Source organism: Amycolatopsis thailandensis, assembly GCF_042723255.1.
Taxonomy (GTDB): domain Bacteria; phylum Actinomycetota; class Actinomycetes; order Mycobacteriales; family Pseudonocardiaceae; genus Amycolatopsis; species Amycolatopsis thailandensis.
In genome coordinates this window covers 1-15,747 of sequence record NZ_JBHXJK010000002.1, presented here as the reverse complement: position 1 = coordinate 15,747, position 15,747 = coordinate 1, and the positions used below count along the sequence as shown (strand labels likewise).

General features: G+C 64.7%; 6 protein-coding genes. 5 read left to right on the top strand and 1 reads right to left on the bottom strand.

The window, feature by feature from the left end; genetic code table 11:
- Positions 1-241: 241 nt before the first annotated feature.
- The 5 genes from ACFWMR_RS00865 (at position 242) to ACFWMR_RS00845 (ending at position 14,864) form a co-directional block, all read left to right on the top strand.
- Positions 242-5,761: an RHS repeat-associated core domain-containing protein gene (locus tag ACFWMR_RS00865; protein WP_378375840.1), complete on the top strand. Its 5,520-nt coding sequence runs from the start codon at positions 242-244 to the stop codon at positions 5,759-5,761.
- An 831-nt stretch (positions 5,762-6,592) separates the two neighbouring features.
- Complete coding sequence (locus tag ACFWMR_RS00860) at positions 6,593-10,363, top strand: tetratricopeptide repeat protein (protein ID WP_378375838.1); 3,771 nt, start codon at positions 6,593-6,595, stop codon at positions 10,361-10,363.
- The gene (locus ACFWMR_RS00855; protein ID WP_378375836.1) at positions 10,360-11,637 is read left to right on the top strand and encodes a CHAT domain-containing protein; all 1,278 of its coding nucleotides are present in this window, start codon (positions 10,360-10,362) and stop codon (positions 11,635-11,637) included. Before ACFWMR_RS00860 ends, ACFWMR_RS00855 begins: the two co-directional genes overlap by 4 nt.
- Positions 11,638-11,651: 14 nt before the next feature.
- Complete coding sequence (locus ACFWMR_RS00850; RefSeq protein WP_378375834.1) at positions 11,652-12,617, top strand: hypothetical protein; 966 nt, start codon at positions 11,652-11,654, stop codon at positions 12,615-12,617.
- Positions 12,618-12,941: 324 nt separating this feature from the next.
- A complete protein-coding gene (locus ACFWMR_RS00845; protein WP_378375833.1) occupies positions 12,942-14,864 on the top strand; it encodes an NACHT domain-containing protein in 1,923 nt (640 codons plus the stop codon).
- Positions 14,865-15,123: 259 nt separating this feature from the next.
- On the opposite strand, the gene ACFWMR_RS00840 is transcribed toward ACFWMR_RS00845, so the two are convergent.
- On the bottom strand, positions 15,124-15,648 hold the full coding sequence (locus tag ACFWMR_RS00840; RefSeq protein WP_378375831.1) for a hypothetical protein: 525 nt from the start codon (positions 15,646-15,648) through the stop codon (positions 15,124-15,126).
- Positions 15,649-15,747 lie beyond the last annotated feature (99 nt).

Sequence of the window (15,747 nt, the reverse complement as noted above, 5' to 3'; positions counted from 1 at the left end):
TCGCGGACTGGTCGTCGTCCTGTTCGCATCCTTGGTTCCCGTACTGACCGTCACCCCACCCGCCGCGTCCGCGGCGCCCGCGGCGAGCGAGCCGCCGATACCGCCGCCGGCGCCATCGGTATCCGTGACCAAGGAGACTCAGCGGACCCGCGAGCCGGATCAGACATCACGGCGCGCACTGGCGAACAATCAGCAACCGGTTTCGGAGCGGCCTGGCTCCGGCCGTCCCACGGCCTCCCCGTTGTCGCCCACCGCCACCTGGGACATCAACACCCACACCGGCGACTTCACCTGGTCCTACCCGATGCGAGTGCCGCCGGCGCCGGGCGGTTTCGAACCGAAGGTCGCGCTCTCCTATCAGTCGTCCGCCGTCGACGGCGCGACCAGCGAGACCAACAACCAACCATCGTGGATCGGTGACGGCTGGAGTATGTGGCCAGGCTTCATCGAGCGGTCCTATTGGTCCTGTGCCGACGACGACGCCAAGACAGGAGACCTGTGCTGGCGCAGTGACAACGCCACGGCCATGTACGGCGACGGAGGCGGCATGCTCGTCTGCTGCGACGGCGGCGGTAAATGGCGTTCGAAGGACGACGACGGCGCACGGATCGAACGCCGGACCGGTCTCGCGAACGGCGACCAGTTCGGCGAGCACTGGGTGATCACCACGGTCGACGGAACCCAGTACTGGTTCGGCTCGCAACTGGACTCGAAGTCCACCTGGACCGTCCCGGTCTTCGGAGACGACGCCAACGAGCCGTGCCACGGAGCCACGTTCGACACCTCGCATTGCGACCGGGCCTGGCGATGGAACCTGGACAAGGTCGTCGACCGCAACGGCAACGTGATCCGCTACTACTACGCGCCGGAAACGAACTCCTACGGATTCAACACCAAGGACGCCGCGAGGTCATACACCCGAGGCGGGACCCTTGAACGCATCGACTACGGGATCAACGAATCCGTCGCCGGCCCGGCGACCGGGAGGGTGGAGTTCACCACCGCGAAAAGGTGCGTCGCCGGCTCCGTCTGTACCGAGGACCAGCGCGGGAACTGGCCCGACACACCGTTGAAGATGTCCTGCGGTGGTCCGTCATGCAAAGAACACTCGCCCACTTTCTGGACGACCCAGCGTTTGGACACCGTGGCGACCAAGGTCTGGCGTGGCTCGTCCTACGAGCCGGTAGATCGCTGGACGCTGGATCAGACCTTTCCGCGGCTGGGCGACATCAACGTCGAACAGAAGGAAAGCGCGGTCTTATGGCTGAAAGGGATCAAGCACAGTGGCCTGGTGGGTGGTTCCCTGGACATGCCGCCGGTCACCTTCGACGGAACGCTGATGCCCAACCGGGTCGACGGTGACAAGGACGGCTACGCCCCGTTGAACCGGTACCGAATCACCGGCGTGATCTCCGAGTACGGAGGTGTGGTCGCGGTGGACTACGCGCCGCCGGACTGCACGGCGGGCGTCACCATGCCCGCCAATCCGGAGAGCAACCAGATGCGCTGCTTCCCGGTCAGGTGGGCACCCGCCGGGCACGAGCCGCGGGTGGACTACTTCCACAAGTATGTCGTCTCATCGGTGACGCGCACCGACATGATCGCCACCAACCCCGAACACACCACCCGGTACGAGTACCTGGACGGGGCGGCCTGGCACTGGAACACCTCCGAGTTCGTCAAGGACGACAAGAAGACGTGGAACGAGTTCCGTGGCTTCAAACGGGTGCGGATCACGACGGGCGCAGATCCGGCGCAAGACCCGGGACGCAGTCCGAGAACCATGTCGGAGTTGCGGTACTACCGCGGAATGGACGCTGACCGGCTACCGGACAACCGCAGGCGTACGGAATCGGTCGCCGACTCCGTAGGCGACGGCCAGAGCACCCGCAAGGACGAAGACTGGTTGCGGAGCTTCAATTTCGAGACGACGACCTACGGTTCCGATTCCGCTTCGAACCCACCGGTGGTCAGCAGGACCGTCAGCCACCCGGACTGGCGAGGACCGACGGCGAGCCGAGGCGAGTATCACGCCTACTTCGTCCGACCCGGCCGCGCACGGACCTTCACGGCTCTCGCCGCAGGCGGCTGGCGAACCACTGAGAGCGTCACCGGCTACGACGACCGCGGACTGCCGGTACAGATCAACAACTTCGGAGACATCGGCATCCCGGAAGACGATTTGTGCACGACCGCGACCTACTCGCGTGACGAGAACACCTGGCATCTCAGCCGCAAAGTACGCGAGGAGACCGTCTCCGTCGCGTGTGGCGCCACCGCTCGGTTCCCGGAGCACGCGGTTTCAGACGCCATCTTCGGATACGACGGCAAAGGAAACCTGAACCGGACGGAAGTGGCCGAAGACCGACCGGCGGCAGGACCCGTCTACGTGAAGACCGGGGACTTCGCCTACGACGCCCATGGCAGGGTGACACAGTCGACCGACGCACTGGGCAACGTCAGCAAGACCGCCCATATCCCGGTGACCGGCGGCCCGGTCACGCAGATCACCACGACGAGTCCTCCGACGGCGGCGATTCCAGCGGGACTGGTGAACACGACGACGCTCGAACCCGCGTTCGGAGCGCCCGTCAAGGTGGTCGATCCCAACGGCCGGGTGACCGAGACGGCCATCGACGCCCTAGGTCGCACGGCGCAGGTCTGGTTACCCAACCGACGACGCGCGAACAACCCCGAAGGCAGTTTCAAGTTCGGCTACCTGGTGCGGCGGGACGACGCGACTATCGTGACCACGTCGAAGATCGGCCCGAACGGCGCATACGTGACGAAGAACGAGGTGTACGACGGGCTGCTACGCCTCCGGCAGACCCAGACACCCGGTGTCGGGATGCGGGAGGAGAACGGTAGGGAAGTGCCGTTCGAAGAAGGCAGGCTGATCACCGACACGCGGTACGACTCTCACGGCAGGCCATACAAGCAGACGAATCCGTACTTCAACGACGGGCAGGTCGACACGAGTCTCTGGCGAGCCACCGACGCCGAAGTGCCGGGCATGACCAGGAAGAAGTTCGATGGCGCCGGCCGGGTCGTGGAGACGATCCACCAGGCGGGCTCCGCTGACAAGTGGTCGACGTTCACCGGCTACGACGGTGATCGTGTGCACACCACGCCCCCGGCCGGCGGGACGGCGACGACGGTCATTTCGGATGCCCGCGGCCGTACCACCGAACTTCGCCAGTATCACGGGCCCAAACCCGAGGGCGGTCACGATGTCACCCGCTACCGGTACACCTCGGCGGGCAAGCTCGCACAGGTGACCGGGCCCGACAACGCGACCTGGTCCTACGGGTACGACTTGCGGGGGAGGAAGACGACGGCGACCGATCCTGACGCGGGCGCGGTCACCATGACCTATGACGACCTCGACCGCATGACCAGTACGAAGGACGCCCTCGGGAAGGTTCTAGCGACAGTCTACGACGGGCTCGGTCGCAGGACCGCGTTGCACGCCGACAGCCCAGGAGGGCCAAAACTGGCGGAGTGGACTTTCGACGCGGCGCCGTTCGGAAAGGGCCTCGCGGCGTCCGCGACCAGATATGTCGCCGGAAACGCCTACAGCTCCGTGGTGAACGGATACACGGCGCTCAACAATCCACTGTCCACCTCGGTCACCATCCCGGCGGTGGAGGGCAAGCTTGCGGGCACCTACCAGACCAACATGTCCTACGGCCAGGACGGCACGCTCACCGGCGAAACGTATCCTCCGGTTCCCGAGGCCGGCGTGACGGAGACCTCCCTCGAGCAGACCGTCAGTTACCTCATGGACAACAGCGGGCATCTCGTGTCGACCCAGACCGGTACAGGCACCCAGCTAGTCTTCGAAACGCACTACACCCGTTATGGGGAGGTGCAGCGCCTCGAACACGGGACGGTCGGCAATCGCGCATGGCAGTCGTTCTACTACGACTCGAGCACCCGTCGTCCCAACAGGTTCGTCACGCACGCGGAAGTGCCGCACCCGATCCAGTCGGATGTCCAGTACACCTACGATCCGGCGGGCAACATCACCTCGATGGCCGATGTGCCGATCGGATCTCCAGCGGACGTGCAGTGCTTCCGGCATGACGGCCTGCGCAGACTGACGGAGGCGTGGACGGCGGCCCAGAGCGACTGGTCGGCCAGCAGCGGCTGTAGGGCGGAGCCCACGGCGGCACCGGTGCCGGCCGCATACTGGAACTCGTACCGTTACGCGCCAGGCGGGAACCGGTTGGCCGAGACCAAACGCGGTCCCTCCACGTCCGCCGGTCGTGACTATGCCTACACGGGAAACCCGCAGGCGCAGCCTCATACGTTGCGCACGGTCAGCGACCCTGCAGGTACGGAGACCTTCGAGTACGACGCCAAGGGGCAAACCACGAAGCGGGCGAAGCCCGGCCTCGATCAATCCATGGTTTGGGACGGCGAAAGCCACCTCGTCTCGGCGACGGCCAATGGCGAGACGACGTCGTTCATCTACACTCCCGGCGGCTCCCGATTGCTGCGCAAAGACCCCGCTGGAACCACGCTCTATCTGGGGAAGCAGGAGATCCGCCTACCCGTGGGGGCCGCGAAACCCATTGTCAGCCGCTATTACACGCACGGCGACAAGACCATCGCAATGCACGACGGCAACGCGTTGCATTGGCTGGCCAGTGATCACCAGGGCACGGCTCAGGTCTCCATCGACACCAAATCCTCGACAGTGTCCAAACGGCGCCAGGATCCCTTCGGCGCACCTCGGGGTGAAGCCGGTACATGGCCGGGCGAACGCGGTTTCGTGGGAGGAACGCAGGATGTCTCGACCGGGCTGACTCACCTGGGCGCCCGCGAGTACGACACCTCCACCGGAAGGTTCCTGTCCGTCGACCCGATTATGGACACGTCCGATCCACTGCAAATGCAGGGCTACGGGTACGCCAACGGCAGCCCAGTCACTCTCAGCGATCCGACGGGATTGGCGCCGTGCAGCGGCCCCGACGGAGTCGGGTGCAGAATGGACGACGAGGTCGCGCGATGCTGCAACGGCCCGGCTCAGGTCAGGCACAACGTTCCCCCGCCGCCTTCGCAGGAGTCGTTGCGGGAGAAGAGCAAAAAGTCCAATGACGCCAAGAGCCGCAGAGACGACCCGAGGCGATTCGGCACATCTCTCCGGAATCCGGTCAACATCACGACCGACACTTCGCCTTGTCCTTGGGCAGGACCGGGTTCGCGAATAGTCGAGTGCGGCCCATCGGTGAGGTACTCGGTGTGTGACGACTACCGCCTGCTGACTGGGACGTGCCTGTCGGGCGAGGAAGCGTACCGAGAAATTCAGCGGCTGGAACGGGAGAAGGCCGCCCTCGCGGAGTACGAGGAGAAGGAACGGAAGCGCAAGAGGGAAGTCGCCCAGGGATCTAGCGGTTCGTGTGTCGGGATCGATGCCCAAGCGATCGTCGTCGTGGGATTCAAGCGCTGCACCATGACGGACGACCAAGGTAACAAAAGGACGGTCTGGTCCTTCAAGATCGGCATCGGCATAGGCGTGGGTGTGAACGTCAGCTCCACACGATCGTTCGACAACAAGCGGGTCAGTCAATTGGGCGGCAAAGCCGCCTTCGTCGAGACCGGCGGGTCACTCGGGCCAATCGGGTTCGGGGCGTCCGCCTCCTTCGACATCGATGATCAAAAGGGAACCATAGGCCCAGCCCCCGCGATCGAAGCCGGCAATTCGATGGGTGTCGGAGGAGCTCTCTGGAACACAGGAGTCGAGTTCAGCTGGTGAGCCGTCCTTCCGTGAGCGGTCGTCATGCAGAGCACTTGATGCTCGACATGACGACCGCTCACCGGCGAGCAGCAAGACCGATCCTTCAGCAGAGGTTCCCGAATCGATCCGCGGAAATTCGTCAAGTGATCACCGAAGACCATCGGTCAAACGAGAAAACTCCCGCCCTGCGGAAGATTCGCTGATTTGGGAGGGTTTCCGTCACTATGGACCTTGGGGGAACTTACTGCAACACAAAACCCCAGGTAGAAGCCCTGGAGATACTGCTTCGGAAGCATCCGGGCCCGTCGAAACCCGTCGCGTTGCCCCCGTGCTCGCACTTCTTTGTCGTCAGCCGATTCCGGAGAGTGATTGGCCGAATCGACCACGCCCAGGTGTTCCCACACCGGGCACGCGAGCTTCGCCCACCACAGCCGACCCGCCCCGTGGCAGACCCCAGCTCCCAGCGCATCAAGCGACTGCAGGTGCTCGGGGGTCTGATCAACGAATACGAACGGGCCGCGTAAAGCCACTGGTCAGCGCCGGTGACCAACTTATGAAACCCCACAGCCGTTATAGCGTATTCCGCGAGCCTTTTTCATATTTTCCTCGGTGCCATTGAACTACCCAGGGTTTGATGGCGGCTCCTCGCGTGTGTAAAGACGGCCGCCGTCGCCCACGACGACGCACCGCGAAAGTCTGGACGCCGCGCTCCCTCTGTTGCCTGGATGCCGGTAACTCAGCGTATGCGTGGTCATACTGCCGTAAACTCGCGGCGTGCGTGGAGAGGTTGAGCAGACGTCATGGCGAGTGCGGATCCGGGATGCCTCGGGCCGTGTGCGTGGCGCCGGGATGCTGCTCCCGGACGGATACGTGCTGACCTGCGCCCACGTGGTGTTCGACCGTTCGCTGCCTGAACCGGATCTCCAGGTGGACTTCGTGGGCCTTCCTGGCACGCCGTCAACACCGGCGGCGGTCGCGGACGGTCAGTGGGTACCACCGCTTTCCGACGAACGAGGCGACGTCGCGCTGGTGAAACTTGCCGACGTTCCGCCCGCCGCGTCGGTCGCGCGGCTGCGCGGGCTGACTGTCGGCTGGGACCGTCCCGTGCACGCGTGCGGATTCCCTGCACAGCTTGAAGGCGGAGTCTGGGTGCAGGCGGCACTGGGCGGGCCGTCCGGGCCAGGCAGCGAGTGGATACAGTTGAACAACGTGCGTCCGAACGGCGTGTTCGGACGGCGTGGCTTCAGCGGCGCCGCCGTCATCGACAATGAAACCGGTGACGTCCTCGGCATGGTGGTCGCCAACCTCACCAGCGGGGCAGAGTCACTCGGCTGGATGATTCCGGTCGAAACGATCGCACGATACCTGCCTCGCGTGGCCGCCTTGGTCGACACTCCGCAGCCGGCGGTCAATTCGGCCTGGCCCCCGGTGTCCTCTCTTGGCCGGTGGTCATCGGCGGTCACGGACCTGCCCGATCCGCTCGATGTGCTTCTCGACGATCCCCTGGTGCCCGAGCGCAACCGTTTCTGCGAGAACTGCAACTCGCCGGTCGGCCGCAGCACAGACCGTGGCCCGGGCAGAGTGGAAGGATTTTGCCAATACTGTCGGGCACCGTATTATTTCCGGCCCCAGCTCGCCCCTGGTGACGTCGTCGAGAACCGCTACGAAATCGCCGGTTGCCTCGCCCGCGGTGGCCGCGGCTGGCTCTACCTGGCCAGGGACAACAACTTGTCGGGCCGGTATGTCGTCCTCAAAGGCTTGATATACAGCGACGCGGATGACCCCCACGCGTTCACCGAGCGGCGACTGCTCGCTGAGCTCGAGCATCCCAATATCGTCCGCGTCTTCAATTTCGTCTCACACACCTCCGCACGCTCGGCTGCCCGGAACACTTACCTGGTCATGGAATACGTCGGAGGCCTGTCCCTGCGAGAGGTGATCCGGAACGCTCGCCGTTCCCGGGCCTTGTCGGTCGAGGCCGTGGTCGCCTACGGCTTGGGCATTCTCGACGCGTTGGACTACCTGCACAGCAAGGACTTGCTGTACTGCGACATGAAGCCCGACAACGTGATCCACAGCCGTCACGGGGTGAAATTGATCGACTTGGGTTCGGTCCGCCGGATTGGCGACGAGGCCCCGATCGTCGCGACAACGGGCTATCAGGTCCGGCACGAGGAGATCGACGAACATGGGCTCACCGTGCGCTCGGATCTCTTCTCGGTCGGCGTGACTCTGGACGAGCTGGCGCGAGCGAGCGTCGATTGGTTCAACCGGCCCAGAACCCAGCCGGAGACCGGAGGCGTCGAGCTCGGGATCGAATCACTGCGCCGGGTGATCAAACGCGCGACCGCGGACTTCGAGCATCGATTCACCTCGGCAGCGGAAATGCGCGACCAGCTCGAAGGCGTCCTGCGCGAAGTCTTCGCCTTGCGCGAAGGAGCATCGCACCGCACGGGCTCACAGCTGTTCGGCGCGGTGGGCGCGCTGCTCGACACCGGTCTCGGCGAAGTCGTGCCGCTCGAACGCTGGGCATCCTCGCGAGGCGCCGCACGGCTCGAAGGGCGGCTGTTCCCGCGTGACGCGGCCGCGGCACTGCCGTCGCCGCTTCGGCATGACGAGGCTTGGACGGCAACCTGGCGGCGGGGAGTCGCCGCACTGGCCAACGACGACCTTCCTGACGCGGAGGAGTGCTTCGACGAGGTCTACAGCGCCCTGCCAGGTGAAATGGCTCCGAAGCTCGCGCTGGGTCTGTGCGCTGAACGCCTCGGAATGAACGCGCGCGCCGAGTGGTTTTACGAGGCAGTGTGGCGGCGCGATCACACACAGGTCAGCGGAGCGTTCGGACTGGCGAGGATGCGCTTGTCCCGTGGCGATCGATTGGGGGCGGCCGCGGTGCTCGACGAAGTCCCGACTGCGCTGGTACGCCCTGAGCTCCCCGCGATCGCCGCGATCCGTGCGCTGACCGCGCCGCTGCCGGCCGACGTCGCGCCACCTGGCACCCAAGAGTTTTCCATGGCCATGCGGAGGCTGCCCGGTATCGGAAGTCCTTCTCGGCAACTTCTGTCCCTGGAAGTCGCCCGAGGTTTGCTCGACTGGCTTCTGGTCGACCCCACACGCGACGGCACGCTGGTCGGCGATCCCGTTCTCCCGGGCCTGGTCAGCGAGGTGACGGCCAGAGGGTGGCTGGAAAGAACGCTCCGCGAACTCGCCGGACAGCCGTTGGGCACCCGTACGCGGCACGGGTTGCTCGAGTTCGCCGATCAGATCAGCTCCGAGAGCCGGCTCACGATCGATGTCGGAAAGGCGATCACGCCGACGCGCTTGCCGCAGTTCGAGCTGACCGTGGAACAGAACGAGTACCTGTCCGTCACCGACACGCGGATGGACGCGGTCCTCTCGGTCGGCCTGCGCCGCGCAGCCGGGGGCGATGCGGACGCCGACGCGCGCATGCGAGTCACCACCAAGCCCGGTAGCCGTCTGAGTTTTCTCAAAGAGGTCTTTCCGAGGGTGACGAACGTCGGCGAAACCGGCGTCCGGATAGACGAACACACCATGGAGTTTTCGCTCGGTACCTGGGACGGGATCCAGACGCGTGACTATCATCTGAGTTTCGCCGTCGAGCCTGGCGGCTCCCCCGCAGCTGAGGCACGCGAACTAGCCCGGGTCGAGCTGGTCTCCGCGGGCCGGGAGGTCGTCAGCGTCAAGCCGGCGACGATCGTCGCCCGGCTGGTCGAGGATGCCGCGTTGAGTACCCGGATCGATGCGAGAGTCGCCCACTACAGCGCGCGAGACAACCTCAGGGACGCGGTGGAAAGCAGCTGGGCTTTCTACGACGCCGGCGACCTGAGCGAGGCGAACTCCGCGCTCAGCCGCGCCGTCCGCCTCGCTTCGGAACTCGGTGACGTGGAGACCCTGCGCAGGCTGGAGCGGATCGTCGACATCCACGACCCGGACGATGGGCTCGTCACTATCAAGGCCTCGCTACTGGCACGGGATTTTCCCAGGTTTTCGACAGCGGGTTCGCGTGTCTTGTCCACTCGGACCCGACGCTCGTCGCAGGTCGTGACCAGCAGCCGCTACTCCTCCCGGTGGCGGTCTCGGCGCAGCAGCCGTTTCGTCATTGGCGGGCTGGGCCGGAGCAACCGCAGGACAGCCGGCTTCTCACCGATCTGTCCCAACTGCGGCCGAATCGTGCCGCACACCGCGCCCTACTGTGAGGTATGCGGTGGTCGGCTGACCGAGGTGTTCAGCAGCCCCCGTCGCGCCCGAGTCTGGTGCGTGACCGACGAACTCGCCGAAGTCGGGAAGGCGCTCCGCATCGCCTTCGCCATCGCCGTGGCCGACACGCCGGACCCTGCCGACGATCCCGAGCCGCTGTCACACCCGGTCCGGCTCCGTGTGCTGCTCGAGTCGCGGCAGGCGGACGTGACCCCGATGACCCGGGTCGTCGAACTCACCGTCGATCGCACGACCGAACCCGTGGACTTCACGGTCGTCCCGGCCCGCAGCGGTTCGATTCCGCTGGTCTTCCGGATCTACCTGGACCGGGACGGCCAGTTGCTGCAGGAAATCCAGACCGAACTCGACGTGATCGAGACCGCGCGCGAGGTGGCCGGATGACCCGCGAGCTGGCCACCGTTGTCACCGTGGACCACACCGACGGCCTGCGGCGCGTCCACGACCATCGGTACAACCGGGAACGGACCATCCACCTGTGTTTCACCCGCGAGGCTGGCGAGGGTGGCTATCTCGTGCAGGCTTGGGGCAGCGCCTTCCCCGAGGACGGAGGAGGCGGCTATCGCGGACGCCTGACCGACGTCGACACCGTTCACGACTACACCGACATCCTGCGCCGCCGCTGGCAGGACAAACTCATCCAGCACTCCGAACGCCGCGACGGCCGGACGCGCTATCCTTTCGCCGAAAACTGGGACCTGTCCGGCCCGGACGATCACCATCGCCTCGACGAAGTCGGGCTTTCACTCGCCAAAGCCGGCCAAATGCTGTTCACACTTCTGTTCCGCCATGGTGACGAGGGACTGACCGAGATCGCCGATCGGCTCGAGTGCGCGCTTCGGGAAGCCGAGCATGTCATCACCGTGGAATCAGACAAACTCTTCATTCCCTGGGGAATGCTCTACACCACCCCGCGCGAAGCCGACAACCTGTCGAGCCCGGACGCCACCTGGTCACTGGACGGATTCTGGGGCTACCGCCACCTGGTCGAACACGGCTTCTCCCGGCTGCGCGGCTTCGACAGCAGGATCCACCTTACGGCCGATCAAGTAGTGGTCGGGCTCAACGTCGACGAACGAGTCGACGACGCCCATCCCCAGACACCCTGCATCAAAGCGGTGATCGATTTCTTCGAATGCCGCACCAACACAGTCGTCCGGCGGAACAAGGACGAGCTGGCCTGGGCCATCCAGCAGCCCGAATTCGCCGACCACATCACCTATTTCGGCTGTCACGGCGAAGTCAGCGGTGACGGCACGCACACCGGGCCGCCGTATCTCAGGCTGCAGGACGACGAAGAGATCCACGGCGCCGAGCTGATCGGCTGGCTCACTCACCGGCCGCTGCCCACGAGGCCATTGGTGTTCATCAGCGCTTGCCAAGGCGGGCAACTCTCGTCCAAGTTCTACCGCGCGTTCGGACGCGACCTGCTCGACCACGGGGCCCGCTGCCTGGTCGGCCCTCAGATCGACCTGCCGAGGGCGTTCGCCCGTGAATACACGACGCGCCTGTTCGAGGCCTTTCTCCAGCCCGAGACCAAGCTCGGTGACGTGATCCGGAATCTCGCGCGCACCTTCGCCGACGACTACCGCAATCCACTCGGCCTGATCTTCTCACTCTACCGAGGAATGGACGTTCATCTGTGGAACGCACAATGACCCCCAGTGTTGTCGTGCTCGACCTCGACGAGCGCGGCGACCTGGTCGACCCGCGCACCGGCGAGCCGCTTCCACCAGTCGCCGTCCACGGCTTTCTCGCTGAACGGCTCGAGGTGCCGAGCACCGCCTCCGACATCGTGGTCTTCGTGCACGGCTGGCAAAACAGCCGCAAAACCGCCGAAGCGCGGGGCAGGCAGTTCTTCACGCTGGTGGAAGACACCTACGAAACCCAGCGCGACCGCTACCAGGAGCTCAATTCGTGGTCCGGGCATTACGTGATCGTGCGATGGCCGTCGAAGAGCAGCCCCTTCCGCCGCGGATACCGGCGCATCCGAGATCGCGCACACGAGATGACGGTGAACGGCCGCGCCGCCGATGTGATCGCGCAGCTTCTCGGGTACCTCAACGCGAGCCGACGTCAGCCGAGTGGCCCGCCGACCCTCCGCACCGCGGACGGTCAGTACCTTCACTGTGTCGGGCACTCCTTCGGAGGCAGGTTCGTAGTGGAAGCAGCGCAAGCCGCCGCCGACAGCCGCCCGGCGGTCATGGGCTGGAACCGCGCGGATCCACGCTACCCATTCGCACTCGATACCCTGCTGGTCTTCCAAATGGCCGCCTCGCCGGACATCTTCACCACCAGATTCGAACGGATACTGCACGACGCGCCCATCAACGGGCCCATCGCTCTGACGCGCTCGATCGCGGATCGGGCGACCGGGCTATGGCACCGCCTGGCCGAAGGCACCCCAGGTATCGGCCACGTAGGCGCCACCGAGCCCGCCGACCACATCGGAACCGTACGGCTACACGATCTGACAACGAGCTACCACTATCAGGAGGTCGGTAGCCGCATCGTCAACGTCGACGCCACTTGGCGGTATCGCCGAGGCCGGTACTGGAACCCGGCCGGCGCGCATTCCGATATCTGGTACCCCGAATCCGCCCACCTGCTTCTTTCCCTTGCCGCCCTGGCACGCTGAATCTGGACGAACCAGGCAGGATCATCGTCGTGGCACACAAGAGCATCGTTGCGAGAGTTGGCTAGGGGAGGAGGGACGTACGTTTCCCGGTCCACTAGAAGACGTCGAGTGGTGCACACGTGACTTGGGCCGAGATACGGAAGATCGACGGTCATGTCCAGCAGCACCTGGTCGGGCGTGTAACCGTTGTGATACCCGTTGCAACGTCTGTAAACAAGTCAGCGACTAGTGGATATGCCGCGTCTCGTGTTGTTCCGGGTTTCTCTGCTGGCTCTCGTGGCTGTGCTAGTTGTGGTTGGTTGGGGCTTGCGGGGGGAAGGGGGCTTGCAAACCGCTGCAAACCTCGCTCAGTTGGCAGCGTTGGTGCTGGCTGTACCGGCGGTGGTAGCGCAGTTGTCGATATGGCGCCGCGCGCCTGCACCGACTCAGGCTGCGATTGAGTCTCTGGCCACGGCGGTTGCGGCCCAGTGGCAGAGCGAAGCGTTGATCCGTAGCTTGGATGACCCCGACCCAATTCCGGTGTGGTGGTGTACGACAGCGCGGAGCGTGGCTGATCACCCAGTAAACACCGGGCCGGCCTTGAAGGCGTGCGCTGACGACATCGCTACCCTGGTGAAAAGTTTCCGCGAACTGCGGCGTTCACGACTGGTGATCCTGGGCGAGGCAGGCACGGGCAAGACGACGCTGGCGGTGCAGTTGGTGCGGGAGTTGCTTTCCATGCGAAGCTCGGGCGAACCCGTGGCGGTCCTGTTATCGGTTGCGGGTTGGGACACCGCTGTCCATCCGGATCTGCGGTCGTGGACTGCTGCCAGGTTGAGGCAGGACTACCCGGCACTCAGCGCGCCCGAGTTCGGCAAGGATGCTCCGGAAAGGCTCATGGCCGAGGGGCGTGTGCTGCCTGTGCTGGATGGCCTGGATGAGATGCGCGCGCCGGCGCGCGCGAGTGTGTTGGAGGCGTTGAACCGGTCGCTGGCGAGAGAAGATCAGTTTGTCGTGACGTGCCGGACCGCGGAATACGAGGCGGTTGTGCGAGCTACGGGGGTAGTGCTCAAATCGGCCCTGGTCATCGAGCCTGAGCCGCTCAGTTCTCAAGCTGTAGAACAGTACCTGGCGCGTTGTCTGCCGCCCGGACATGCGCCGCGGTGGCGGGACGTTCTAGATGATCTGCCGATCACGACTGCCTTGGATCTGTGGCTAGCGAGGATAGTCTATGCCGATCGGAAGATTGATCCGGCGCGACTGGGGCAGTTCACCACCGCGTACCAGCGACGTGCGCATCTACTGGACAACTTCATCCCTGCTGTGATTGCCGCTCGTCCGCCCAGTCGTAACGGACGGGATATTTTTCGGCCGAGGCGCGCATGGAAGCCTGACGATGTGCGGCGCTGGCTGACGGCTCTGGCGTGCGGAATGGTCACGGCCGGAACTCCTGATTTCGCATGGTGGCGGTTGGCTCGGCACGCTGGCGGACTCACTCGGCGGCACGGGGTTGTATTGGGAGCCATAGGCGGCGTGGCGGCGGTATCGACCGGGACAACTCTTTACGGAGCGTTGGTCACAGTCTTGAGTAAGTCGCCCTTGAGTTTCCCAATAGCGGTGTTCCAGCAACTGATCTACTACTTGCCGCTGGGCATCGTTGCCGGAGCAACGATAGGCGCGACCCTGCCGTCGTGGGCGAGACAGACGCCAGGACACGCGGACTTCAAGCTCAGTCAGGCCAAGCTGACCGAACGAGTGGTTCGCTGGTGGCCGTGGGCCGTAGCCCTAGCCGTGTACGTCACTGACATGCTCACGCTGGTCCCTCCAAGACTTGCTCTGTTCTTTGCAGTGTTCGTTTGGTTCTGTGCTGGACTTGCAGCAATGTTCATTGCGTTGGTCGAGACGCCGACACGCGCACATGGCGCGGGTACGCCGCAGAGCACGTTGCGTGGTGACCGTCGGCTGACAACGGTTCGTTTCTGGGCGGGAGCGACACTGCTCGGCATCGGACTGGGTTTCGGAAAGGACTTCAGCCTAGTAACCTTCTTTCTGCTCGGCGGCTTACTCGCAATGGGTACCGGACGGCACCATGCGTGGCTCGCCTACCAGGTGACACTGAGACGACAGCGAAAGCTGCCCCGCAACCTGATGGCGTTCCTGGACGATGCTCATCGTCTCGGCCTTTTGCGAACAGTCGGGCCGCTCTACCAGTTCCGGCACTTGGCGCTGCGCGACCATCTATCGCAGAGAAGCACGGCACTGGACTGAGGGTGAGAAAGGCTGGATCGCAGGGGTACCATTGCATCCACGGTCGATTCCTGACGTACGTGGAGTATCGGAGCGGGCTCCACAACTCCATGGCGCGCCGCGTCGGCTGAGACTTCGTGATGGGCATGTTGCCAAGGTTGCCCACCAGCCAGCGGTCGGTGGGGGATCGCGCTGCGGGCGGCGGTTCGTGAGCGGCGTGACCAGCACGGGGAGCGTCGGCTTCGGGGCCTATCGAGTCCTCGGTCCTGTGGCACCGGGGTTAAGGCGTGTCGTGGGCACGTTTTCGCCGTTCTCGGGTGATTCGCTCGAGTGTGGTGACGTCGGTGAGCCAGTCCGCGGTGTGTGGTTCCGTCGCTGTTGAGGTGTGGTCGCGGGGCTGTTCTGGTGCTGGCCAGAACTGGATGAGGAACTTTTCGATGCCGTGGATGGGCTGGTCTCCGGCGGTGGTCGCGGCGTTGTCGAGCATGCGTCTGGTGGTGTCGCGGTCGGCTGTGTGGGCGCGTACGTGGTACGAGCCTGGTGTTTCGAGGTCGAAGGTGCCGAAGACTTCTTCGCGTGCGGGGTTCAGGATATTGAGGAGGCCGCTGGAGAAGTGGCACTGCCGCTGTTGGTGAACTTCCCAGGCGGGGCCGGGAGGAGGCGGTGGCGTGGTCCACCGCTGAAGCAGCGCTTCGGGGACGTGCCATTCCCCCGAAGCGCTGCAGACAGCGATCTGGTTGCCGGTGGTGAGCAGCCAGTTATGCCATTCCCGGTCGTTTCCCCACTCGGTCAAGGTTTTGTTCACCGTGGGGCTTCCGGGTCGTCGCCCACCGTGAACGGGCCTTCGAACTGCTCACCCGGCTCGGCAGACCCATGTTGTGGTCGGCCTGGCTGGACTGGTCCG

Bases quoted from the DNA above. Each gene is read 5' to 3' on its own strand.
- ACFWMR_RS00860 (WP_378375838.1), top strand. From the start codon at position 6,593: ATGCTGCTCCCGGACGGATACGTGCTGACCTGCGCCCACGTGGTGTTC.
- ACFWMR_RS00855 (WP_378375836.1), top strand. From the start codon at position 10,360: ATGACCCGCGAGCTGGCCACCGTTGTCACCGTGGACCACACCGACGGC.